At 43.4% G+C, this 18569-nt stretch carries 17 protein-coding genes; 10 read left to right on the plus strand and 7 right to left on the minus strand.

Annotated elements, in window-relative coordinates:
* Positions 1-106: 106 nt before the first annotated feature.
* Positions 107-958: a helix-turn-helix domain-containing protein gene (locus tag BUC20_RS25875; protein ID WP_073234999.1), complete on the plus strand. Its 852-nt coding sequence runs from the start codon at positions 107-109 to the stop codon at positions 956-958.
* A 62-nt stretch (positions 959-1020) separates the two neighbouring features.
* Here the strand turns inward: BUC20_RS25875 and BUC20_RS25880 are convergent, their stop codons facing one another.
* Genes BUC20_RS25880 through BUC20_RS25895 form a run of 4 tightly spaced genes read right to left on the minus strand, consistent with a single transcriptional unit; the run spans position 1021 to position 4082 of the window.
* Complete coding sequence (locus BUC20_RS25880; protein ID WP_073235002.1) at positions 1021-1986, minus strand: NADP-dependent oxidoreductase; 966 nt, start codon at positions 1984-1986, stop codon at positions 1021-1023.
* 10 nt (positions 1987-1996) lie between these two features.
* Positions 1997-2398 carry a VOC family protein gene (locus BUC20_RS25885; RefSeq protein WP_073235005.1) on the minus strand — a complete coding sequence of 134 codons (402 nt, stop codon included), beginning with the start codon at positions 2396-2398 and terminating at the stop codon, positions 1997-1999.
* Between the two features lie 30 nt (positions 2399-2428).
* Entirely contained in the window at positions 2429-3187 is a 759-nt protein-coding gene (locus BUC20_RS25890) for a helix-turn-helix domain-containing protein (protein WP_073235008.1), read from the minus strand.
* 37 nt (positions 3188-3224) lie between these two features.
* A complete protein-coding gene (locus BUC20_RS25895) occupies positions 3225-4082 on the minus strand; it encodes an EamA family transporter (RefSeq protein ID WP_073235009.1) in 858 nt (285 codons plus the stop codon).
* Between the two features lie 156 nt (positions 4083-4238).
* On the opposite strand from BUC20_RS25895, the gene BUC20_RS25900 reads away from it, so the two are divergent.
* On the plus strand, positions 4239-5753 hold the full coding sequence (locus BUC20_RS25900; RefSeq protein WP_073235012.1) for an alpha-L-fucosidase: 1515 nt from the start codon (positions 4239-4241) through the stop codon (positions 5751-5753).
* Between the two features lie 14 nt (positions 5754-5767).
* Positions 5768-7243, plus strand: coding sequence for an arylsulfatase (locus tag BUC20_RS25905; protein WP_073235015.1), 1476 nt, complete (start codon positions 5768-5770; stop codon positions 7241-7243).
* 6 nt (positions 7244-7249) lie between these two features.
* Here BUC20_RS25905 and BUC20_RS25910 read toward each other — a convergent pair whose 3' ends face one another.
* Positions 7250-8146, minus strand: a complete 897-nt coding sequence (locus BUC20_RS25910) for a hypothetical protein (RefSeq protein WP_073235018.1) — start codon at positions 8144-8146, stop codon at positions 7250-7252.
* Between the two features lie 231 nt (positions 8147-8377).
* On the opposite strand from BUC20_RS25910, the gene BUC20_RS25915 reads away from it, so the two are divergent.
* From BUC20_RS25915 to BUC20_RS25935, 5 genes are read left to right on the plus strand one after another with little or no spacing between them, the layout of a single operon-like run.
* Complete coding sequence (locus BUC20_RS25915; RefSeq protein WP_073235021.1) at positions 8378-9775, plus strand: TolC family protein; 1398 nt, start codon at positions 8378-8380, stop codon at positions 9773-9775.
* A gap of 12 nt (positions 9776-9787) precedes the next feature.
* On the plus strand, positions 9788-13066 hold the full coding sequence (locus BUC20_RS25920) for an efflux RND transporter permease subunit (protein WP_073235024.1): 3279 nt from the start codon (positions 9788-9790) through the stop codon (positions 13064-13066).
* 35 nt (positions 13067-13101) lie between these two features.
* Positions 13102-14208: an efflux RND transporter periplasmic adaptor subunit gene (locus tag BUC20_RS25925; protein ID WP_073235027.1), complete on the plus strand. Its 1107-nt coding sequence runs from the start codon at positions 13102-13104 to the stop codon at positions 14206-14208.
* Positions 14209-14229: 21 nt separating this feature from the next.
* Positions 14230-15165, plus strand: coding sequence for a helix-turn-helix domain-containing protein (locus BUC20_RS25930; RefSeq protein ID WP_073235030.1), 936 nt, complete (start codon positions 14230-14232; stop codon positions 15163-15165).
* A gap of 40 nt (positions 15166-15205) precedes the next feature.
* A complete protein-coding gene (locus BUC20_RS25935) occupies positions 15206-15550 on the plus strand; it encodes a DUF6370 family protein (protein WP_073235701.1) in 345 nt (114 codons plus the stop codon).
* A 60-nt stretch (positions 15551-15610) separates the two neighbouring features.
* On the opposite strand, the gene BUC20_RS25940 is transcribed toward BUC20_RS25935, so the two are convergent.
* Positions 15611-16735 (minus strand): serine hydrolase domain-containing protein, encoded by a 1125-nt coding sequence (locus BUC20_RS25940; RefSeq protein WP_073235033.1) that lies wholly within the window; start codon positions 16733-16735, stop codon positions 15611-15613.
* A gap of 115 nt (positions 16736-16850) precedes the next feature.
* On the opposite strand from BUC20_RS25940, the gene BUC20_RS25945 reads away from it, so the two are divergent.
* Positions 16851-17189, plus strand: a complete 339-nt coding sequence (locus tag BUC20_RS25945) for a hypothetical protein (protein WP_073235035.1) — start codon at positions 16851-16853, stop codon at positions 17187-17189.
* A gap of 89 nt (positions 17190-17278) precedes the next feature.
* Positions 17279-17926, plus strand: coding sequence for a hypothetical protein (locus tag BUC20_RS25950; RefSeq protein ID WP_073235038.1), 648 nt, complete (start codon positions 17279-17281; stop codon positions 17924-17926).
* On the opposite strand, the gene BUC20_RS25955 is transcribed toward BUC20_RS25950, so the two are convergent.
* Positions 17919-18446 (minus strand): GNAT family N-acetyltransferase, encoded by a 528-nt coding sequence (locus tag BUC20_RS25955; protein WP_073235041.1) that lies wholly within the window; start codon positions 18444-18446, stop codon positions 17919-17921. The two genes, BUC20_RS25950 and BUC20_RS25955, sit on opposite strands and share 8 nt — an antisense overlap.
* Between the last annotated feature and the right edge of the window lie 123 nt (positions 18447-18569).

An 18569-nucleotide genomic window follows, 5' to 3' on the forward strand; every position in this document is an offset into this window, starting at 1 on the left:
TAAGGCCGCTTCAACTGGTATTTATTGAAAAAAATACGTTATCTGATCAATTATTATCTTTAAATATGGTATTTATGGTTAATATAGCAGTTAAATAGCTTTTGATATGAAGACACTCATTCAGAAAATTCATGTGGAAGAACACCGTTCTTTTGCCTGCCGTACGTATAAAACGCCCAATTTTGAAACGGCATGGCATAAGCATCCTGAATGTGAATTAATTCTGATCACCGAAGGAAACGGAACGGCATTAATCGGAGATTATATTGGAGAATATAAAGAGGGCGATGTCTTTTTTCTGAGCCCGGACCTCCCGCACTGGTTTCGGAAATCAGAGCATACGATGGTAGGGAGTGCGATTGTGATTCATTTTCTGAGGGATTTTGTAGGTGAGGTTTTTCTGTCCTTACCAGAGCTGAAAAGCGTTGCCCGTCAACTGGAAAGTAAAGACACCGGAATCCTGTTGCAGGAAAGATTGTCCTGCGATGTCGCAGTGCTGATTAAAGAAATTGAGCAGGCAGAAGGGTTGACGCGCATTCAGCTGCTGTTAAATTGTTTGCAAAGAATGGGCAGCTCAACGGCGCAGCGCACGATTACTAAAGCGTTTGATACCCTGACAGGGGGAGAAGAAGATGCCCTGATAGAAACGATCATTGATTATTCATTTAAACACTACCTCGGACCTCTTTCTTTGAAAGAGGTTGCTGAAATTGCACGGATGTCTATTCCTTCTTTCTGCCGGTTCTTTAAAAGGAACATTAAGAAGAGTTATTTTGATTTTATCAGAGAAATCAGAATTGGCAGGGCCTGTAAATTACTGCGCGAAACCAATCGTCCGATTTTGGATATCTGTTACGATAGTGGTTACAATAGCTGGCCGAATTTTAGTAAACAATTTAAAGATGTTACCAGGCGATCCCCATCACAATACAGAAAGGAGCATCTGTCACACCATTAAGGGTGAACTGGCTGGAATGAAACAAAAGCGCATCCAAAAACAGGATGCGCTTTTTGACAGATTTAAATCACCTGAAGTACTGTTTTGCCATTTTTACTTTTTTCCCTCGCAGGGGAATCAGTGCTGCTGCTTTTTGGGTGCCGGCTGGCGATGTCGTTCCAGCCCGATGTAGCTTGTTCCAATGGATAGATGTTGGCAATGGAAGTCCGCACTTCGGAAGTGTCCAGTAGCTCAGTAATCTTGTTTAAACCTGCTGTGGAGGGTTTCATGTCCATGAAGACTCCTTTTACCCCATATCCGGATGCTGCTGCTTCATCGATCGGCTGAGTGCTCGCTACCAATATCCCACCAGGTTTCATGACCTGGAATGACCTCAGCTGATTGTCTCCGCCAACCAGATCAAAGACTACATCTACATTGCTCAGTTCTTCTTCAAAACGGGTGGTTTTGTAATCCAGTACCTGATCTGCACCGATAGATTTCAGAAATTCTGCATCTGTTGTGGAAGCGGTAACGATTACCTTTGCCCCGATATGATGAGCAAACTGAACCGCATAAGCACCTACTGCACCTGCACCGCCATGAATGAGCACTGTTTGTCCCTTTTCCAGTTGCGCATATTTGAATAAGCCCTGCCATGCCGTTTCCGCTACAACGGGTACTGAAGCTGCTTCTACAAAAGACAAATGGGCAGGTTTCCTGGCGATGATCCCGGGCTTTACGGCTACATATTCTGCATAGGCACCACCATGTCCGGTATCACCATACACTTCATCGCCAATCTTAAAATCAATAACTTCTTTTCCTACTGCAGCGATCGTTCCTGCAAAATCTTCACCGGGAATCCAGGGGAAATGAACGGGAAATATTTCCTTCATTGCTCCCGAACCTTTCTTCCAGTCGATGGGATTTACAGAAGCCGCATGGACCTTTATCAGGACTTCATTTTCCTTTATTTCGGGGACAGGAACCTCTTCCATTACCAGGGATTCCGGGTTGCCATAATCGTGTAGTCTGATCGCTTTCATAGGTTTTTTTTTAATGTTCCGAGTGCAAGGCTACTCTATTGCCTTCAGTATCTATAAACTGGGCAATAAAACCGGCGATGATCTGCGTTCTTGGCACGACCACCTTGCCTCCGCAACGCTCAATTTTATCGAGCACCTGCTGGATATCCGGACTTGCATTCAGGTAAACAACAGTTCCATCGGTAGATGGTTTTGAAAATTCATTTTTTAACAGGATTCCGGTTACCCTGCCTGAGGTAGCCTGAATTACGCCCGGAACAGCAGGGAAAAAGGTCAGTTCTTCGTCTCCGATCTCTTGAGTAGTCATCTCTATATCGAGAATGGTTTCATAGAATTTTTTTGCCCTTGCAGTATCTGTTACTGCGATTTCGAACCAGTTGATGACATTGGTTTTCTCACTTAATCTTTCCATAATAATTTCGTTGTTATTTAAACCACAAAATTATTCCTTCTTAAGTGTCGATAATTGTATAAATCGGTTGTTTTCATTTTCAGCAAGTACACCAGGTGTAACTCCTGAATATTTCTTTACTTCTCTGATGAAATGTGCCTGATCACTGTAATTTTGTTGAGGGTACAGCTCTTTGTCATTTAAATGATCAAATGAAGCCCGGTAGCGCAGGATGGTACAATAAGACTTCAGGGAAATTCCGAACTGGTCTTTGAAATACTGGCTGATCTGTCTGTTGCTCCAGAGAATGGTATTGGAAACTTCCTCTGCAGTAATGGCGCCATCAGTAGCATATAAGGTGCTAAACAAATGCAGCTTTCTGTTGTCAATGTTTTTGCACAAACGCTGCTGTATTTTTCGGTTGAGCATCTCTGTCAGGCCATTGAAATCCGATAGGTCTGCAGGCTCCAGACCCCAGAAATCCTGAGGCACCTCTTTTTCTGCATTCAATAGTCCGGCAATACTTTCTTTTAAGATATATTCAGAAGCGGGTAGTTTAAAGCTGATGCCAAACGTGGTGGACTTGCCGGGAACAACTGAGGTGGTTTCCTGGTTCCATAAGCCACTCAATGAGATGCCGATATGGCCGTTAACCGAACGAAAAAGAAGGTCGAAATGGCCATCAGGAAGGATGCTGAATGTTTTTTCCTCCTGATCGGGGTTGTGTACCGACCAATAGCATTTTATGAAGTCGGACAGTAAATGATCAGGAGCTGCTCTTTGATATTCTACGTTGTTTGTCTCTTGCATATGAAAATAGTTCTACAAGATAACGTTCAAAATTGAATTATAATGTCTCTTTTTTTGAAGTAATTGTTGCACCTGCACTGGCGATTATCACAAGGGCCACTGAGCTGTATTCGACCAAAGAAAGGTGCTCATGTAAGAACACTATTCCACACAAGGCCGCAACTGCCGGTTCAAGGCTCATCAGGATACTGAATGTCCTCGCAGGCATCTGACTCAGGGCACTCATTTCCAGTGTAAAAGGGATGGCACTCGAAAGTAAAGCAAGTGCTGCACCCATCAAGAGCAAAGAAGGGGTTAAATTGCCAAATCCACCACTTCCAATCCCAAAAGGAACTACCAGTAGCGTGGCGAAAATCATGCCTACAGAAACGGCGTCACCTCCTTTCATCACTTTAGAGATTTTACCACCAAGGACAATATAGGTGGCCCATAATCCACCTGCCAGCAAGGCCAGCAGTACCCCGATCAGGTCCAGTCCTTTTTCCGACCAGGGTGCGATCAGGGCAATTCCCACTGCCGCAAGCAATACCCAAAGGTAATCCATGGCTTTTTTGGAGTTCAGGACGGCCAGTAACAAAGGCCCTATAAATTCAAGGGTTACCCCTAAAGCAAGAGGGATCCTTTTAATGGCCATGTAAAAGATCAGGTTCATTGCGCCCAATACGAAGCCATATAACATCACGGCTTTCCACTGTACTTTGGTCAGTGTTTTGAGATTCGGCCTGTTGGCAACAAAGAGAATGATTGCAGATAAACCAATCCGGAGGGAGGCCGTACTTGCCGGACCTATCGCCGGAAAGAGTCCTTTGGCAATGGCTGCCCCGGCCTGTACACTGATGATGGCCAATAAAACTGCGGGTAATGGTGGGATATTGAGCAGTCTATTATTTTTCATGATGGGCCGGGAGTTAAATAAGGGTGCAAATTTAATCAAAAAATAGGGATTCTATAGTATTAAGAGGGGAATAGTAGAAATAGAAAAGAATTCTTTATTTTCGTTTGACCACACATTCAACACATTTGAAACCTTTAACCAAAGAAACCAGAATTTATGTTTGTACCACACAACAGATCTGGAATAATAAGGGCGTTTTCCCTGTTATTCCTTGCTTTACAATTTCTTTTAATTTCAGAAACCAAAGCCCAGAAACCTTCAGCACTTCAGCTTTCACAGATTAAAAGAGGCTATGGAATGTTCATCCATTTCGGATTGAATACCTTTAATGAGACCGAATGGTCGGATGGAAAACTACCGGTTTCCTCTTATACGCCGGATCAGCTGGATTGCGATCAATGGGTGAAAACAGCAAAAGAAGCCGGATTCCGCTATGTGATCCTGGTCACCAAACACCATGATGGCTTCGCCTTGTGGAATAGCAAGTATACAGACTATGATGTGGCCTCTTCGCCGGTAAAAACCGATGTGGTGGGGGAAGTTGCAAAGGCTTGTAAGAAATATGGCCTGGAACTGGGCTTGTATTATTCCTTGTGGGACAGGCATGAGCCTTCGCACAATGATCCTGATCCGGATGCCTACCTCAGCTTTATGAAAAATCAACTCACAGAATTGCTCAGCAATTATGGCAACATCTGTGAACTTTGGTTTGATGGGGCATGGGCAAAAAAGGATGCCGACTGGAAATTACCGGAGGTATATGCACACATCAGGAAACTTCAGCCGGGTTGCCTCGTAACGGTAAACCATACCATCGGGAAAAAGGAAAACATCACTGCCATCCAGCTTCCGCAAAACATGCAGAAAGGAGATCCGATCCGCTTCTGGCCGGTTGATTTCAGAACCAAAGATCCGAACCTGGCCAGATGGGATGACCCTAAAGTGTATACGCATCAAAATGAAAACCATTACCTTATCCTGGAACATACCCTGTGTCTTTCAGACCGCTGGAACTGGTTCCAGAAAAAAGCAATCCTGCCTGCAAGAGGGGTAGATGAGCTGGAAGAATTGTTCTATTGGACCACAGCCAATAACAACATCATGATCCTGAATGTGCCGCCGGACGAACATGGCCTGATCAGGGATCATGAAAAACAAAGGATCATTGAACTCGCAGAGCGGGTGGGCATCAAAGGAGGGAAAAAACCTTTGCCATCGGGTTATGAAAACCTGTCTTTTAACCTGCCCATCAAAGCCTCAAGTACGGCTAAAGATCCCAATAGAACCGCTGATAAAGCCAATGATTATAGCCTGGAAACCTGGTGGACAGCCGGAGATACGGTTGCTTCATTAGAGATGGAATCAAAGCAAAAAGTCAACCGCATCACCATTATGGAACAACCGGAAATGAAGGAGATGGGGGATGGATTCAGTACCATCCGTAATTTTCATGTCCAAAAGTTTTCAGTTGAGGTGTTTGACGGAACCTGGAAAACTGTTTTTAAAGGCGATGAAATCGGTGCCGCGAAGATCATTAAGCTTCCAAAATATGTGGAGGGCTCAAAGATCAGACTGAACATTACTTCCAGTAATGGCATTCCTTCCATCAGTCATTTTGCCTTATCCGATTCCAAATCTAAAGGCCTCAGAAAGATCAATCCTGATAAATAAACTGTACAGAGCTCATGAAACGGATTCTTTTAATCGCGGGAATTTTCCTCCAATACAGTACTGTGTTTGGTCAGCAGCATAAACAGCCAACACAAAAACCAAACGTCATTTATATCTATGCCGACGATCTCGGTTATGCCGAGATCGGTCCTTATGGCCAGAAAAAAATCAAAACGCCAAACCTGGACAGGATGGCGAAGGAAGGAATGAAGTTTACAGATCATTATACCGGGACGCCGGTTTGTGCGCCAGCCAGGGCCATGCTCATGACGGGCAAACATGGAGGCCATTCTTATATTCGCGGGAATTTTGAACTGGGTGGATTTCCCGACAGCACGGAACGCGGACAAATGCCTTTAAAAGCAGGTACAATGACAGTTGGCCGTTTAATGCAACAGGCAGGATATAAAACAGCCCTGGTGGGCAAATGGGGATTGGGCATGAACGCTACAGAAGGTTCTCCGCTGAACCAGGGATTTGACTACTACTATGGCCTTCTCGATCAAAAACAAGCCCATAGTTTTTACCCGACCCATTTATGGGAAAATGAAAAGTGGGATACCCTGGGCAATACTTTTATCAATGTCCATAAACCACTGGATTCTTTAAAAGCCACAGATCAGGACTTTGATTATTATAAGGGCAAAGTGTATGCCCCTGAAAAGATGACGGAAAAAGCACTTGCTTTTATCGATAAAAACAAAGGAAATCCATTCTTTTTATACCTGCCATATCCGCTGCCACATGTTTCCCTGCAGGCTCCCGATGCTGATGTGCAGGAATACATTGGCAAATTCAAAGAAGAAAGACCCTATTATGGTCAGAAAGGCTATGCGGCAAACAAATACCCATACGCTACCTATGCTGCGATGATCACTTTTCTGGATAAACAGGTTGGTTTGATTATGCAAAGACTGAAAGTACTCGGACTGGACGAAAATACGATCATTATGTTTTCGAGCGACAATGGTACGACTTTTAACGGTGGGGTAAATGCGAAATTCTTCAACAGCGTAGATGGGTTGAGAGGCCTGAAAATGGATGTTTACGAAGGAGGGATCCGGGAACCTTTTCTGGCCAGGTGGCCGGGAAAAATAAAAGCAGGGGCGACCACAAACCTTGTTTCTGCACAGTATGACCTGCTGGCCACTATGGCGGAGCTGACCGGGCAAAAGCTGGAAAATACGGATGGCATCTCTTTTCTTCCCACGCTAAGGGGAAAGAACAACCAGCAGAAAAAACATGCATACCTCTATTTTGAATACCCTGAAAAAGGCGGGCAGCTGGCCATCAGAATGGGCAACTGGAAAGGGGTTCGTACCAACGTAAAAAAAGATCCCCAAAGCCCATGGCAGATCTTTAACCTCAAAACTGACCGCAATGAAACTCAGGATCTGGCAGCAAGCCAACCTGAACTCGTTAAACAATTTGATGAAATCGTAAAAAAAGAGCACCAGGACTCCCATGTGAAGGCCTGGAACTTTTTGTAAGTGAGATTACTGCAGCAGTGGATGGTGGATACCTTCAATTTTCCCCCATCCATTGGCAGTGATGATTTCTTCCTGCCCGGATTCGGGAGTGTTAACCCCTTCAATTTTAATGTTATAGATCTCGTAATTATTGGCATTACCCAGATAAATGTTACCTGCTCCACCAATGAGTTCTATATCACGTATGACTACGTCTTCGATATATCCTTTATTTGTTCCTGTCTCTTCATTTCTTTCTCCTCCAAGTTTTATTCCACCACCACATTCAGGACTATTGTCTGATATGAAACGGCATTTCTCGATCAGTAATCCCGAAATCGCTTTAATTCCTGTATCTGTGAAATCTATATTTTGCCCCCCGGATCTTAAGCCCCTGTCCCATACGTTCACAAATTCGAGCCCGCGGATCGTGATGTTCTGATAACCACCAATACTATGAGTATCGATATGAAATCTTGCATGCGGCCCTGTATAAATGTTTTTTAAACCATATTCCAAACCGGGAAAACCGGCAAAGTCGAAGACCACATTTTTAACCGGTTTATTTCCATAAAGGTTAAAGCCACCTTCATTGATGATCACCAGGCCATTGTTTTTTACGTAAAGCACACCACCCACAGAAAGTGTCACATTGCACATATCAATCCATTGATAAGTCCCTGCCTGTATCTCGATCACATCATTTGCCTGTAACCTGATCGCTTTGCCATTCAGGCTAAGCTGATCGCCATCAATGTTAAGTATTCCCGTTCCATTGCCTACAGGTATGATTCTGCCGTTCTGTGTGGCCGATAATTCCAGAGCAGCGACACGGGAGGTCAGTGCCTGCAAAGCATCCTCCCAGGGTGTTATTTCATTCAAAAGTTCAGCACTTTCATTTTGTTTATTACCAAATGTTGTCATATTAACTTTTTTTACTTGAATAATAAAATATGGTTTCACAATTAGAATAAATATAAAATATTATCTCCATGATCACTATTAATTAACTGTTAAATCTTTTTGAAAGCAGATGTAATGGAAATGTCATTAATATCAAAGCGGCACAATTGTTTGAATTTCATAATTATTGGTTTGAACTGAATACTTTGATTATACAGGCAGCCGATACATTTGCGGTGTAAAACACACACCATGCCCAAACCTTTATTATTTGTGATCACACTATGCGGCATTTTGACCCTTAGTGCCCCGGGAGCAAATGCACAAATGCTCAAACTAAAAGATGCCATCGGTACCGCTTTGAATAACTATGGCAGTATCAAAGCAAAAGGGAATTACCTGAGCGCTTCAGCAGCAGGCGTTCAGCAGGCCCGCCGGGATTACCTGCCGAACCTGAGTTTATCTGCACAGCAGGATTACGGAACGATTAACGGACAAAATGGACCTTCCTACGGATTAGGCGGCTTAGGTGTCGCCTCCAGTGGCCCATCCCTTGACCGCCAAAACTGGAATGCCGCTTTTGGAGCCCTGTACCTGGCCAATGTAAACTGGGACTTTTTCACCTTTGGCAGAATCAGAGAGAAGATCAAGGTTGCCCAAACGATCCTTAAGCGTGATGAAAATGACCTGGCTCAGGAAAAATTTCAGCACGAGATCCGTGTTTCGGCTACTTACCTGAACCTGCTTGCTGCACAACGGCTCCGCAGATCGCAGGAGCGCAACCTGGACCGCGCCATCACTTTTAAAAATACCGCAGTCATCAGGGCCACCAACGGATTGATTGCCGGAGTGGATTCTTCTTTGGCAAAGGCTGAAGTATCCAGTGCAAAAATTGCCTTAACCAAGGCCAAAGACCTGGAACAGGAACAGGCAAACCGTTTAGGGGTGCTGATGGGGATTACTGTTACAGACCTTGTGCTGGACACGGCATCGATTACTCGTGTGCCGGCGGTACTTTATGCCGATAGCATGCTCAATGAAAATGCCCACCCTTTGTTAAAATATTACCGCAACAGGGTTGAGCTGAGCAATGAACAGGCAAAACTATTCCGCAAATCTTATTACCCGACCTTTTCATTATTTGGGGTAATGCAGGGCAGGGGATCGGGGTTCAGTTCTGCCTATGCACAAAATCAGAACGCCTTTACTCAAAATTATGGGGATGGCATCAATCCGGTAAGGGGCAATTACCTGGTCGGTGTAGGAATGGTCTGGAACCTGACGAGCATTCTGAGGACTCATCCTCAGGTGAGGGCACAGGAATACCTCTCCAAAGGATTACAGAACGAATATGAACTGGCCGGACAGCAGTTGCAGGCACAGGTAGCGATTGCCGATACCAAACTGAAAAATGCGGTCGACAATTACAACGAAGCACCTGTTCAGGTAAAGGCGGCTTCAGAAGCTTACCTGCAAAAGAATACCCTGTATAAAAATGGGCTCAGCACGATTGTAGACCTCACTCAGGCTTTATATACCCTCAACCGCGCAGAGACAGACCGCGACATTGCCTATACCAACGTGTGGCAGGCCCTGTTGCTGAAATCTGCTGCTCTTGGAAATTTTGACCTGTTTATCAATGAATTTTAATTAACCTCCTACATGAATTTAATACGTTTTGCACTTAGAAAACCGATCTCCATCCTGGTACTTGTTGCCGGTTTGTTCTTCTTCGGAATTGGTGCCATCAGAGATATCAAGGTAGATATTTTACCTAAAATGAACCTTCCGGTGATCTATATCGCTCACCCTTTTGGGGGATATACGCCTACACAAATGGAAGCTTATTTCGGGAAGCAATACATCAATATATTACTTTTTGCCAGTGGGGTAAAAACGATTGAAACCAAAAACGTGCAAGGGTTGATGCTGATGAAGCTGACCTATTACGAAGGGACAAATATGGCACAGGCGGCCTCAGAGCTCAGTGCTTTGTCGAACAGGGCACAGGCGATTTTCCCTCCTGGTTCCCAGCCCCCCTTTATCATCAGATTTGATGCTTCCTCTCTGCCCGTCGGACAACTGGTATTGAGCAGTCCCATCCGCTCTAATAACGAGCTGCAGGATCTTGCCAATACTTATGTGCGTGCTTCCTTTACCGCAATCCCCGGATTATTATCGCCTGCTCCATTTGGTGGGAACATCAGGACGATTGAGATCAATGTTGATCCTGAATTATTGCGGTCACATAACATGACAGTAGATCAGGTGGTGGAAGCCATTAAGGTGAACAACCAGACTGCACCATCAGGAAACGTCCGTATGGGCAATCAAAACTACCTGACGCCAACAAATTACACGATCCAGAAAGTAAAAGAATTTGAAAATATCCCTTTGTTTAAAGGAGGAGTGCAAAACCTCTACCTGCGTGATGTGGCAGTGGTGAGGGATGGGGCAGATGCTACAGCCGGCTATGCGCTGATCAACGGCAAGCGCTCCGTATACCTGAGCATTGCCAAATCCGGAGATGCCTCAACCTGGGATGTGGTGAGTAAACTAAAAGAAAACCTGCCTGCGATACAGAACACCCTGCCGGAAGATGTGAAACTCTCCTATGAGTTTGACCAATCGGTGTATGTGATCAATGCGGTAAAAAGTCTGATCAGTGAGGGCGTCATCGGTGCTTTGCTTACCGGTCTGATGGTGCTCTTGTTTCTTGGTGATAAACGGGCAGCATTGATCGTAATCCTGACCATTCCAACATCAATTATAGCAGGGGTGTTGTTTTTGAAGCTGTTCGGGCAAACCATCAACATCATGTCTTTAAGCGGACTGGCCCTGGCAATCGGGATTCTGGTAGACGAATCCACGGTAACGATTGAGAATATCCACCAGCATTTTGATATGGGGAAACCCAAGGCCCTGGCCATCTGGGATGCCTGTAAGGAGATCGCTTTCCCGAAATTATTGATCCTGTTTTGTATCCTGGCGGTATTTGCACCAGCATTTACCATGTCGGGTATTCCGGGAGCATTGTTCCTTCCACTGGCCCTGGCCATTGGATTCTCGATGATCGTCTCTTTCTTTTTATCGCAAACATTTGTACCCATCATGGCCAACTGGCTGATGGTGGCGCATCCTAAGAAAGCGAAAGCACATGGTGCAGAGATCACTGAAGATGAAGCGGTGTTTAAAGCAACCGGATTGAGTCTGGAATCGGAAAAAGACACTTTAAATCAAAAGAAGGTCCTTGTAGAACGCGAAGATTTTAATGATGATGGTAAAGTTTCTCTTTTTGAGCGTTTTAGAAATCGTTTCATGCGTTTCCTTGACCGCATCATGCCACACCGGAAAATCGTGGTATTGGGTTATCTGGTACTGATTATCGGTGCTGCTGCTTTATTATTGAGCAATATCGGAAGAGATGTTTTGCCTAAAGTAAATTCAAGTCAGTTTCAATTGAGAATGCGTGCACCGGATGGGACGAGGCTGGAACGTACTGAAGAAAAGGTGCAGGTGATCCTGAAAGAATTAAAGGACATCGTTGGTCCGGAACACTTGTCTATTTCTTCTGTATATGTGGGCCAACACCCTGCTTTGTTCTCTGTAAACCCCATCTATTTGTTTATGGCAGGTCCGCATGAAGCGGTGTTCCAGGTAGGATTTAAGGATTACCATGAGGATATGGAAGAATTTAAAGATCAGCTGAGGGAAAGGGTGAAAAAGCTGGAACCTGATGTGAAACTTTCTTTTGAACCTATTGAACTCACGGATAAGGTGCTGAGCCAGGGTTCGCCAACTCCGGTAGAGGTCCGCATTGCAGGCAAGAATAAAGCCCAGAATGAAGTGTATGCCAGAAAGGTGATGAAAGCGCTGCAAACCATTCCATATCTGCGGGATATTCAGCTGGCACAAGCAATTAAGTACCCTTCATTGAACGTCAATATCGACCGGGTTAAAGCGGCACAACTGGGTGTAGACCTGACCGATATTTCGAGATCTCTGGTGGCTTCAACCTCATCTTCGAGGTATACCGATAAGAATATATGGATAGATGAAAAGATCAATCTGGCGTATAGTGTTCAGGTTCAGGTGCCTTTTAACCAGATGAACAGTAAAGAAGATTTAGGCGAGATTCCCCTGTTGAGAAATGTGAACCGGCCGGTATTAAGCGATGTAGCGACCATCACTTCTGATACCACTTATGGAGAGAACGACAATTTAGGTGCGATGCCTTACCTTTCTGTTACCGCAAACCTCAATAAAATGGACCTTGGTTCTGCAGCCAAAGATGTGGATAAAGCGATTAAATCTGTCGGTGAACTGCCCCGCGGACTGATCGTACAGCCGGTAGGGATGATTAAAGTACTGGACGAAACACTGGGAAGTTTACAATCAGGACTTCTTGTGGCGATCGTAGTGATCTTTCTGATGCTGTCTGCCAATTTCCAATCCTTTAAAGTGCCATTGGTGATCCTGACCACCGTTCCGGCAGTAGTTTTAGGGGCCTTGTTGTTGCTGAAGGTTACCGGATCTACGCTCAACCTGCAGTCGTACATGGGAATCATCATGTCGGTAGGGGTGTCTATTGCCAATGCGGTGCTGCTCATTACCAATGCCGAACACTTACGTCTCCACAATGGAAATGCACTGGAATCGGCCCGAGAGGCTGCGGCTTTAAGGATCAGGCCAATCATCATGACGAGTGTGGCGATGGTTGCCGGGATGTTGCCGATGGCCATCGGACACGGTGAGGGTGGCGATCAGGTTTCCCCTTTGGGAAGAGCCGTGATCGGAGGTTTAATTGCCTCAACCTTTGCCGTTTTGATTATCTTACCTCTTGTTTTTGCATGGGTACAAGGGAAGGTGTCTACGGCATCCATCTCTCTGGATCCTGAGGATGAAGAGAGCAAACATTACATCAAAGGATTAGAAGAATAGTAAATAAGGAGCTTAGCCCTATAAAAATATAGAAGATGAAAACCAACACCACAAAAAATACGATGATCTTAGCAGGGAGTTTAGCCCTGTTGAGCATCATTAACGGCTGTACAGCCAGTGCTAGGAAAGAAACAGCCAGCTCGACAGAAAAGAAACCTGTGATCGCTACTTTTAAACTGGAAAAGGAAAAACTTTCTACCGCTTTACAGCTTCCCGGCGAACTGAGTGCTTTCCAGCAGGTAGACCTGTATGCGAAGGTGAGCAGCTTTGTGAAGACCTTAAAAGTTGACATCGGCTCGGAAGTAACCAAAGGTCAGTTGCTGATGACACTGGAGGCTCCGGAAACCAATTCGCAGCTCGCTGCTGCACAATCCCGGTTGAAAGCTCAGGAAGCTTTGTATACTGCCAGTAAAGCAAATTACGACCGCCTGTATGAAACGAGTAAAACACCCGGAACGATCTCAAAGAACGACCTAGACCAGGCCGTTGCCCGCAGGAATTCTGATCTGGCGCAGTTTGAAGCAGCCAAAGCTTCCTATAAAGAAGTGAGTAATATCAGGGATTACCTGGAAATCCGGGCTCCTTTTAATGGCATCATCACCGCAAGGAATGTAAATTTAGGCGCGTATGTTGGCCCTTCAGGAAAAGGATCTGAGTTTCCTTTGTTCACCTTGCAGGAACAGAAAAACCTTCGTCTGGCCATCTCCATTCCGGAGGTTTATACCGGTTACCTGAAAGACGGACATGAAGTGACTTTCAGTGTGAAGTCCATGCCGGAAAAAACCTTTACCGCAAAAGTAAAACGCTTGTCGGGCGCTTTGGATCTGCGCCTGCGTTCTGAAAGGGTGGAAATAGACGTGCCTAATAACAGTAAAGAACTCCTGCCAGGAATGGTGGCTGAGGTTCATATTCCGCTGCCGGCAAATGCAAGTACTTTTACTGTTCCACGTAAAGCAGTCCTGGAAACTGCCGAAGGAATTTTTGTCTGGAAAGTGGTAGAAAATAAAGCAGTGAAGGTTAACGTTAAAAAAGGACGGTTAACGGATGATAAAACCGAGATTTTTGGCGAACTTAATGCTGGTGATGAAATTGTTACGGAACCATCCGAAGAACTTCGTGAAGGTAACGTGATCAAACCGTAATTTTATATAGTGATTAAAGTAATGTTAACTAAAAACCCAGACCTGCATTTAGCCCATAAGACGCAAAGTCTTCAGGATTACTATGACTGGCTAAAGGAGATCCGTCCGGATATCCATGTCCCCAATTTAGAGATGGTGAATGATATCGGGCATTTTGGTGTTTTTAAAAGGTCTACCCATTGTACCTTACACCCGACACCCTATAACCGTAGAGACTTTTATAAAATCTCACTCATTATAGGTTCCGGAACTCTTCACTATCCAAATCAACAGATAGAAGTAAACGGAAGGGCGCTATTGTTCACGAATCCCAATATTCCGTACGCATGGGAATGTACCTCTGATACACAATCAGGGTATTTTTGCCTGTTTACGGAAAACTTCATTCATAAAAGAAATGAAAGTCTGAGGGAGTCCCTGTTATGGAGGATTCACGATTGCCCGATGATTAATATCAGCGAGCAACAGGAAAAGACCTTTATGGACATCTTTATAAAGATGATGGATGAGCTGGATGGCGATTATGTACATAAATATGAGATGCTCCGCAATTATATCCACCTCATTGTACATGAGGCTTTAAAGGTAAGACCTGCAGATACTTATTTCAAAGAGAATAATGCTTCGGTAAGGCTGACTTCCCTGTTCCTGGAGCTTTTGGAACGTCAGTTTCCGATCGGTTCCACGGATCATGTTTTATGTCTCAGAACGGCACATGACTTTGCACACAAGCTTTCGGTACATGTGAACCATTTGAACCATGCAGTGAAAGAAGTTACAGGCAGAACAACTTCTGAACATATTTCCAGAAGGATCGCTACAGAAGCAGTGGCTTTATTGAAGCATACAGAATGGAACGTAGCCCAGATTGCATATTGCCTCGGCTTTGAATATCCGGCTAACTTCAATATCTTTTTCAAAAGACAAATGCAGGGTACACCGAAATCATTTCGATAGCTCCTGATTTATCAGTACTATTATAGAAAATTTAATGATCATGAAAAAACTGATTGCTCTTGTGTTTTTTGCCTGCTTTGCAATTGCTGTCCAGGCTCAGGAAAAAGTGAAAAAAGAAACGGTTGTGGCGACTAAAGAAAAGCCTCAGGTAGTGGAAACAGCTTGTGGAGAATGTAAGTTCGGCATGGAAGGAAAAGAATGTGACCTTGCTGTACGCATTGGTGGACACGCTTATTTTGTGGACGGAACAGGTCTTGACGACCATGGCGATGCCCATGCTAAGGATGGTTTTTGCAATAAAATCAGAAAAGCAGAGGTGACAGGTAAAGTGGTTGATGGCCGGTTTAAAGCAACTTCTTTTAAGTTGTTAAAGGAGAAGAAATAAGTAGATATGAATTTGAAGCCCCGAAACATCGGGGCTTTTTAATGATCCGGAACTAATGGCTTAATACTCCGCAGCAATCTTTACGAAGATCTGGTCCCAATCTGCCTTTCCTTTGTTCTTGCCCAATCTTACAATAACCAGGTCTTTAGCGGGGTTTACATAAATATATTGCCCTAAAATCCCTGCGGCCATAAAATCTCCGCTCTTGGTGGGCAGCCACCACTGGTATTGATAATACCAGGCACTGCCTTTACTGGTATCCACTTTTGTAGATTGCTTTACCCAGCTTTCGGGAACAATCTGTTGTCCGTTCCAGTTTCCTTTGTTTAAGTATAACCTGCCAATTTTCGCGAAATCCCTTGCCCTTGCATTGATGCAACAAAAGGTTTTTTCCAATCCGTCTTTTTTTCTGTCCAGACTCCAGCTGGCATCATATTCCATTCCCAGAGGTTGCCATAATTTCTCCTGAAGGTATTCGGTAATGTTTTTTGTTTTTAGTGCCCTCTCTAATACCAGCCCAAGTATTTGAGGATTTCCGCTTACATATTCAAAAGCCTCGCCTGGTGCTCTTTTTAGTTTCAGCTTTGTAGTTGCTTTCCTCAGGTTTGTACCATAATAGAAGGTGGCTACCTCTCCGAAGGGGTTGCTGTAACCTTCATTAAACTCCAAGCCTGAGGTCATCTGTAAAAGGTGTTCCAAAGTGACTTTGTCAAACCCGTTCTCTTTTAATTCAGGAATATAATTCGTTACCGGTTCATCTACAGATTTTATCAGGCCATCTTTAATGGCGCAGCCAATCAGGATCGAGGTAACAGATTTTGCCATCGAGAAGGAGGGGACAATTGCTGCTTTATCATAACCTTTAAAATATTTCTCATATTGAATGGTATCCTTATGAATGACCATAAAGGCAACGGTATTGTTCTCTTCCAGGTATTGATCAAAAGGAATTTCTCCCTGTTGTTCCGAATGAATGTTTTTCGGAGATTTTCCTTTATCCGTCTGATGAAAATAGAATTTTGGCCCGGCGTTATGCAATTCACGGGAAGGGAATATTTTATAATCATCAATGTCCGCAAAATTGTAATACACAAAACGCGCAACTTTACAGGAAGCAAAGGTTCCGATCAGGAAAAATAGAATGATCAGAATCCTGGATTTGTGAGGAGGTCTTTTGATAAACATAGCGTCGGTTTGAATAAATTTATTTAACCTTGGTTAATGGTTCTATGTCAATGATAATGAAATTTGATGGTAGTTTGAATTGAGGGAATAATTTTTAACAAAAGTTAACAATAATATGGGTAGTTGCTACGAACTGAGGATTTCATCAGATTCAGATCAAAAGATTGCTATTGAATCTATATTAGGGAAATCAGATGGAGATCCTGACTTTTCCTGGTGGCGCATGGTGATTGAGGAAGATGCTCCGCTCTTTAATGAAGCGTTACCTCATTTTCTAAACTTGCTTGAACATCAGATAGATGAGCTGACATTAATAGGAATTTCAGCGGATCTGATCAGCATTTGGTATCTATATGCCTATGAGGGACAATGTAATATGGAATTCGGACCCGACTTCACCCGGAGGTTAGGAAAACTGGGTGTTAGTCTTTGTATCAGTTGTTGGGAAAAGTAAGTACTCCGGTTAAAAATATAACACAGAATTAGACCGAACCCAACTTTGGATGAATCAGACAATTTTAAGCAGGATAAAGAATAAGGTATATGTTTTTTGGATTATTTAAACGTAAAAAACGAACAGAAATTGAGGAATGGGAACTAGAGTTGTTGCTGAATGTGTTGACTACTTTACCTGAAAAAGATGATGATCTTTTGATCGAACAGATCCGCAATGGTGCGCTTAGTGGAATTGATCTCCGCTATCCTGCTGAACCAGGATATGTTTCTTTTACTTTTCATCAAAATGCGCTGGCTAAATATAAGGATGAAAAGAAAAAGGCATATAAATTAGAGGAAATCAGAGTTTTTGATCTTAAAAGCCAGTTTTTTTTAGATTATACGATTTATGTTTTTTTTGGGATGGTACATGGATACTTTATTAAGGCAACTGAAGGATATCAGATTGATCCCAGGCAGATTGATGTTAGTCATTGTCAAAAGGCATACTATGAAAATCATGATTTCGATCAGTTAAAACAGGTTCTTACCTCCGAAGAAATCGATTTGATGGATCCTTCATCAATATACGTTGTAGTACTGGATGGAAAAGATTATTACCATATCAAGGACCTTGAAGATGGTGACTTTATTGGTATGGATTTAGACCGAAATATTTATGAATGTACTCACGATCCGTATCAAATTATCCCTTTGAAAGTAACATTGAAAGAGCTCTTAAATGATGTTAAATAATCCTATCAATTTCCTTTTCCATTTCTACCAAGGTGATCTCTTGCAGTGGTACGCCAAATTTATGGTACTCAACAGGAAAGGAAAAGCTGTTACCCGTTAACACATAGTTTCTCCTTTGATAATAGGCAATCAATTCATCTCTTCCTTGTATCACCGTCAGGTTAATTGCTTTGCAGTTTAACGTCTTTGCATACTCATCTGCTGCCTGTAATAACATCTTTCCAACTCCGGCAGACTGAAGCTCCGGACGAACGGCAAACATCCCTAAATGAAGTTTATCATATTTTTTATGCAAATTGACACACCCAATAATCTGCTCATTTGCATCTGTATACTTTAAGATGTAAAAGTTAGGATCTGTAAGGTCACCCAATAAAGCTTGTTTATCAACCCTGATGTCTCCTCCTACAAAAGCGCTTTCGTCGGTCCATCCTTTTTTAGAAGACTCACCGCGATAGGTTGTATTTACCAATGATAGTAATTCTGATAAATCTGAAATTGAAGCTTTTGAAACGGACATGATATATGAATAGATTCCTGAAGTTTATAAGGTCAAAATTATTAATTATTTCCTATGCCGAAGAACTATTTCGTGGAAATTTTAGGTCTGCAAACCTAAGAAACCCTGCTGGAAGTTTAAAAT

Origin of the sequence: Pedobacter caeni (assembly GCF_900129215.1) — a bacterium.
In the GTDB taxonomy this organism is placed as follows: Bacteria; Bacteroidota; Bacteroidia; order Sphingobacteriales; family Sphingobacteriaceae; genus Pedobacter; species Pedobacter caeni.

Excerpts from the sequence above, each read along its gene's own strand:
- BUC20_RS25935 (WP_073235701.1), top strand. The coding sequence starts at position 15,206 with ATGAAAAAACTGATTGCTCTTGTGTTTTTTGCCTGCTTTGCAATTGCT.
- BUC20_RS25890 (WP_073235008.1), bottom strand. The coding sequence starts at position 3,187 with ATGCAAGAGACAAACAACGTAGAATATCAAAGAGCAGCTCCTGATCAT.
- BUC20_RS25930 (WP_073235030.1), top strand. The coding sequence starts at position 14,230 with ATGTTAACTAAAAACCCAGACCTGCATTTAGCCCATAAGACGCAAAGT.
- BUC20_RS25910 (WP_073235018.1), bottom strand. The coding sequence starts at position 8,146 with ATGACAACATTTGGTAATAAACAAAATGAAAGTGCTGAACTTTTGAAT.
- BUC20_RS25905 (WP_073235015.1), top strand. The coding sequence starts at position 5,768 with ATGAAACGGATTCTTTTAATCGCGGGAATTTTCCTCCAATACAGTACT.
- BUC20_RS25895 (WP_073235009.1), bottom strand. The coding sequence starts at position 4,082 with ATGAAAAATAATAGACTGCTCAATATCCCACCATTACCCGCAGTTTTA.
- BUC20_RS25920 (WP_073235024.1), top strand. The coding sequence starts at position 9,788 with ATGAATTTAATACGTTTTGCACTTAGAAAACCGATCTCCATCCTGGTA.
- BUC20_RS25955 (WP_073235041.1), bottom strand. The coding sequence starts at position 18,446 with ATGTCCGTTTCAAAAGCTTCAATTTCAGATTTATCAGAATTACTATCA.
- BUC20_RS25915 (WP_073235021.1), top strand. The coding sequence starts at position 8,378 with ATGCCCAAACCTTTATTATTTGTGATCACACTATGCGGCATTTTGACC.
- BUC20_RS25885 (WP_073235005.1), bottom strand. The coding sequence starts at position 2,398 with ATGGAAAGATTAAGTGAGAAAACCAATGTCATCAACTGGTTCGAAATC.
- BUC20_RS25900 (WP_073235012.1), top strand. The coding sequence starts at position 4,239 with ATGTTTGTACCACACAACAGATCTGGAATAATAAGGGCGTTTTCCCTG.
- BUC20_RS25950 (WP_073235038.1), top strand. The coding sequence starts at position 17,279 with ATGTTTTTTGGATTATTTAAACGTAAAAAACGAACAGAAATTGAGGAA.
- BUC20_RS25945 (WP_073235035.1), top strand. The coding sequence starts at position 16,851 with ATGGGTAGTTGCTACGAACTGAGGATTTCATCAGATTCAGATCAAAAG.
- BUC20_RS25925 (WP_073235027.1), top strand. The coding sequence starts at position 13,102 with ATGAAAACCAACACCACAAAAAATACGATGATCTTAGCAGGGAGTTTA.
- BUC20_RS25875 (WP_073234999.1), top strand. The coding sequence starts at position 107 with ATGAAGACACTCATTCAGAAAATTCATGTGGAAGAACACCGTTCTTTT.
- BUC20_RS25940 (WP_073235033.1), bottom strand. The coding sequence starts at position 16,735 with ATGTTTATCAAAAGACCTCCTCACAAATCCAGGATTCTGATCATTCTA.
- BUC20_RS25880 (WP_073235002.1), bottom strand. The coding sequence starts at position 1,986 with ATGAAAGCGATCAGACTACACGATTATGGCAACCCGGAATCCCTGGTA.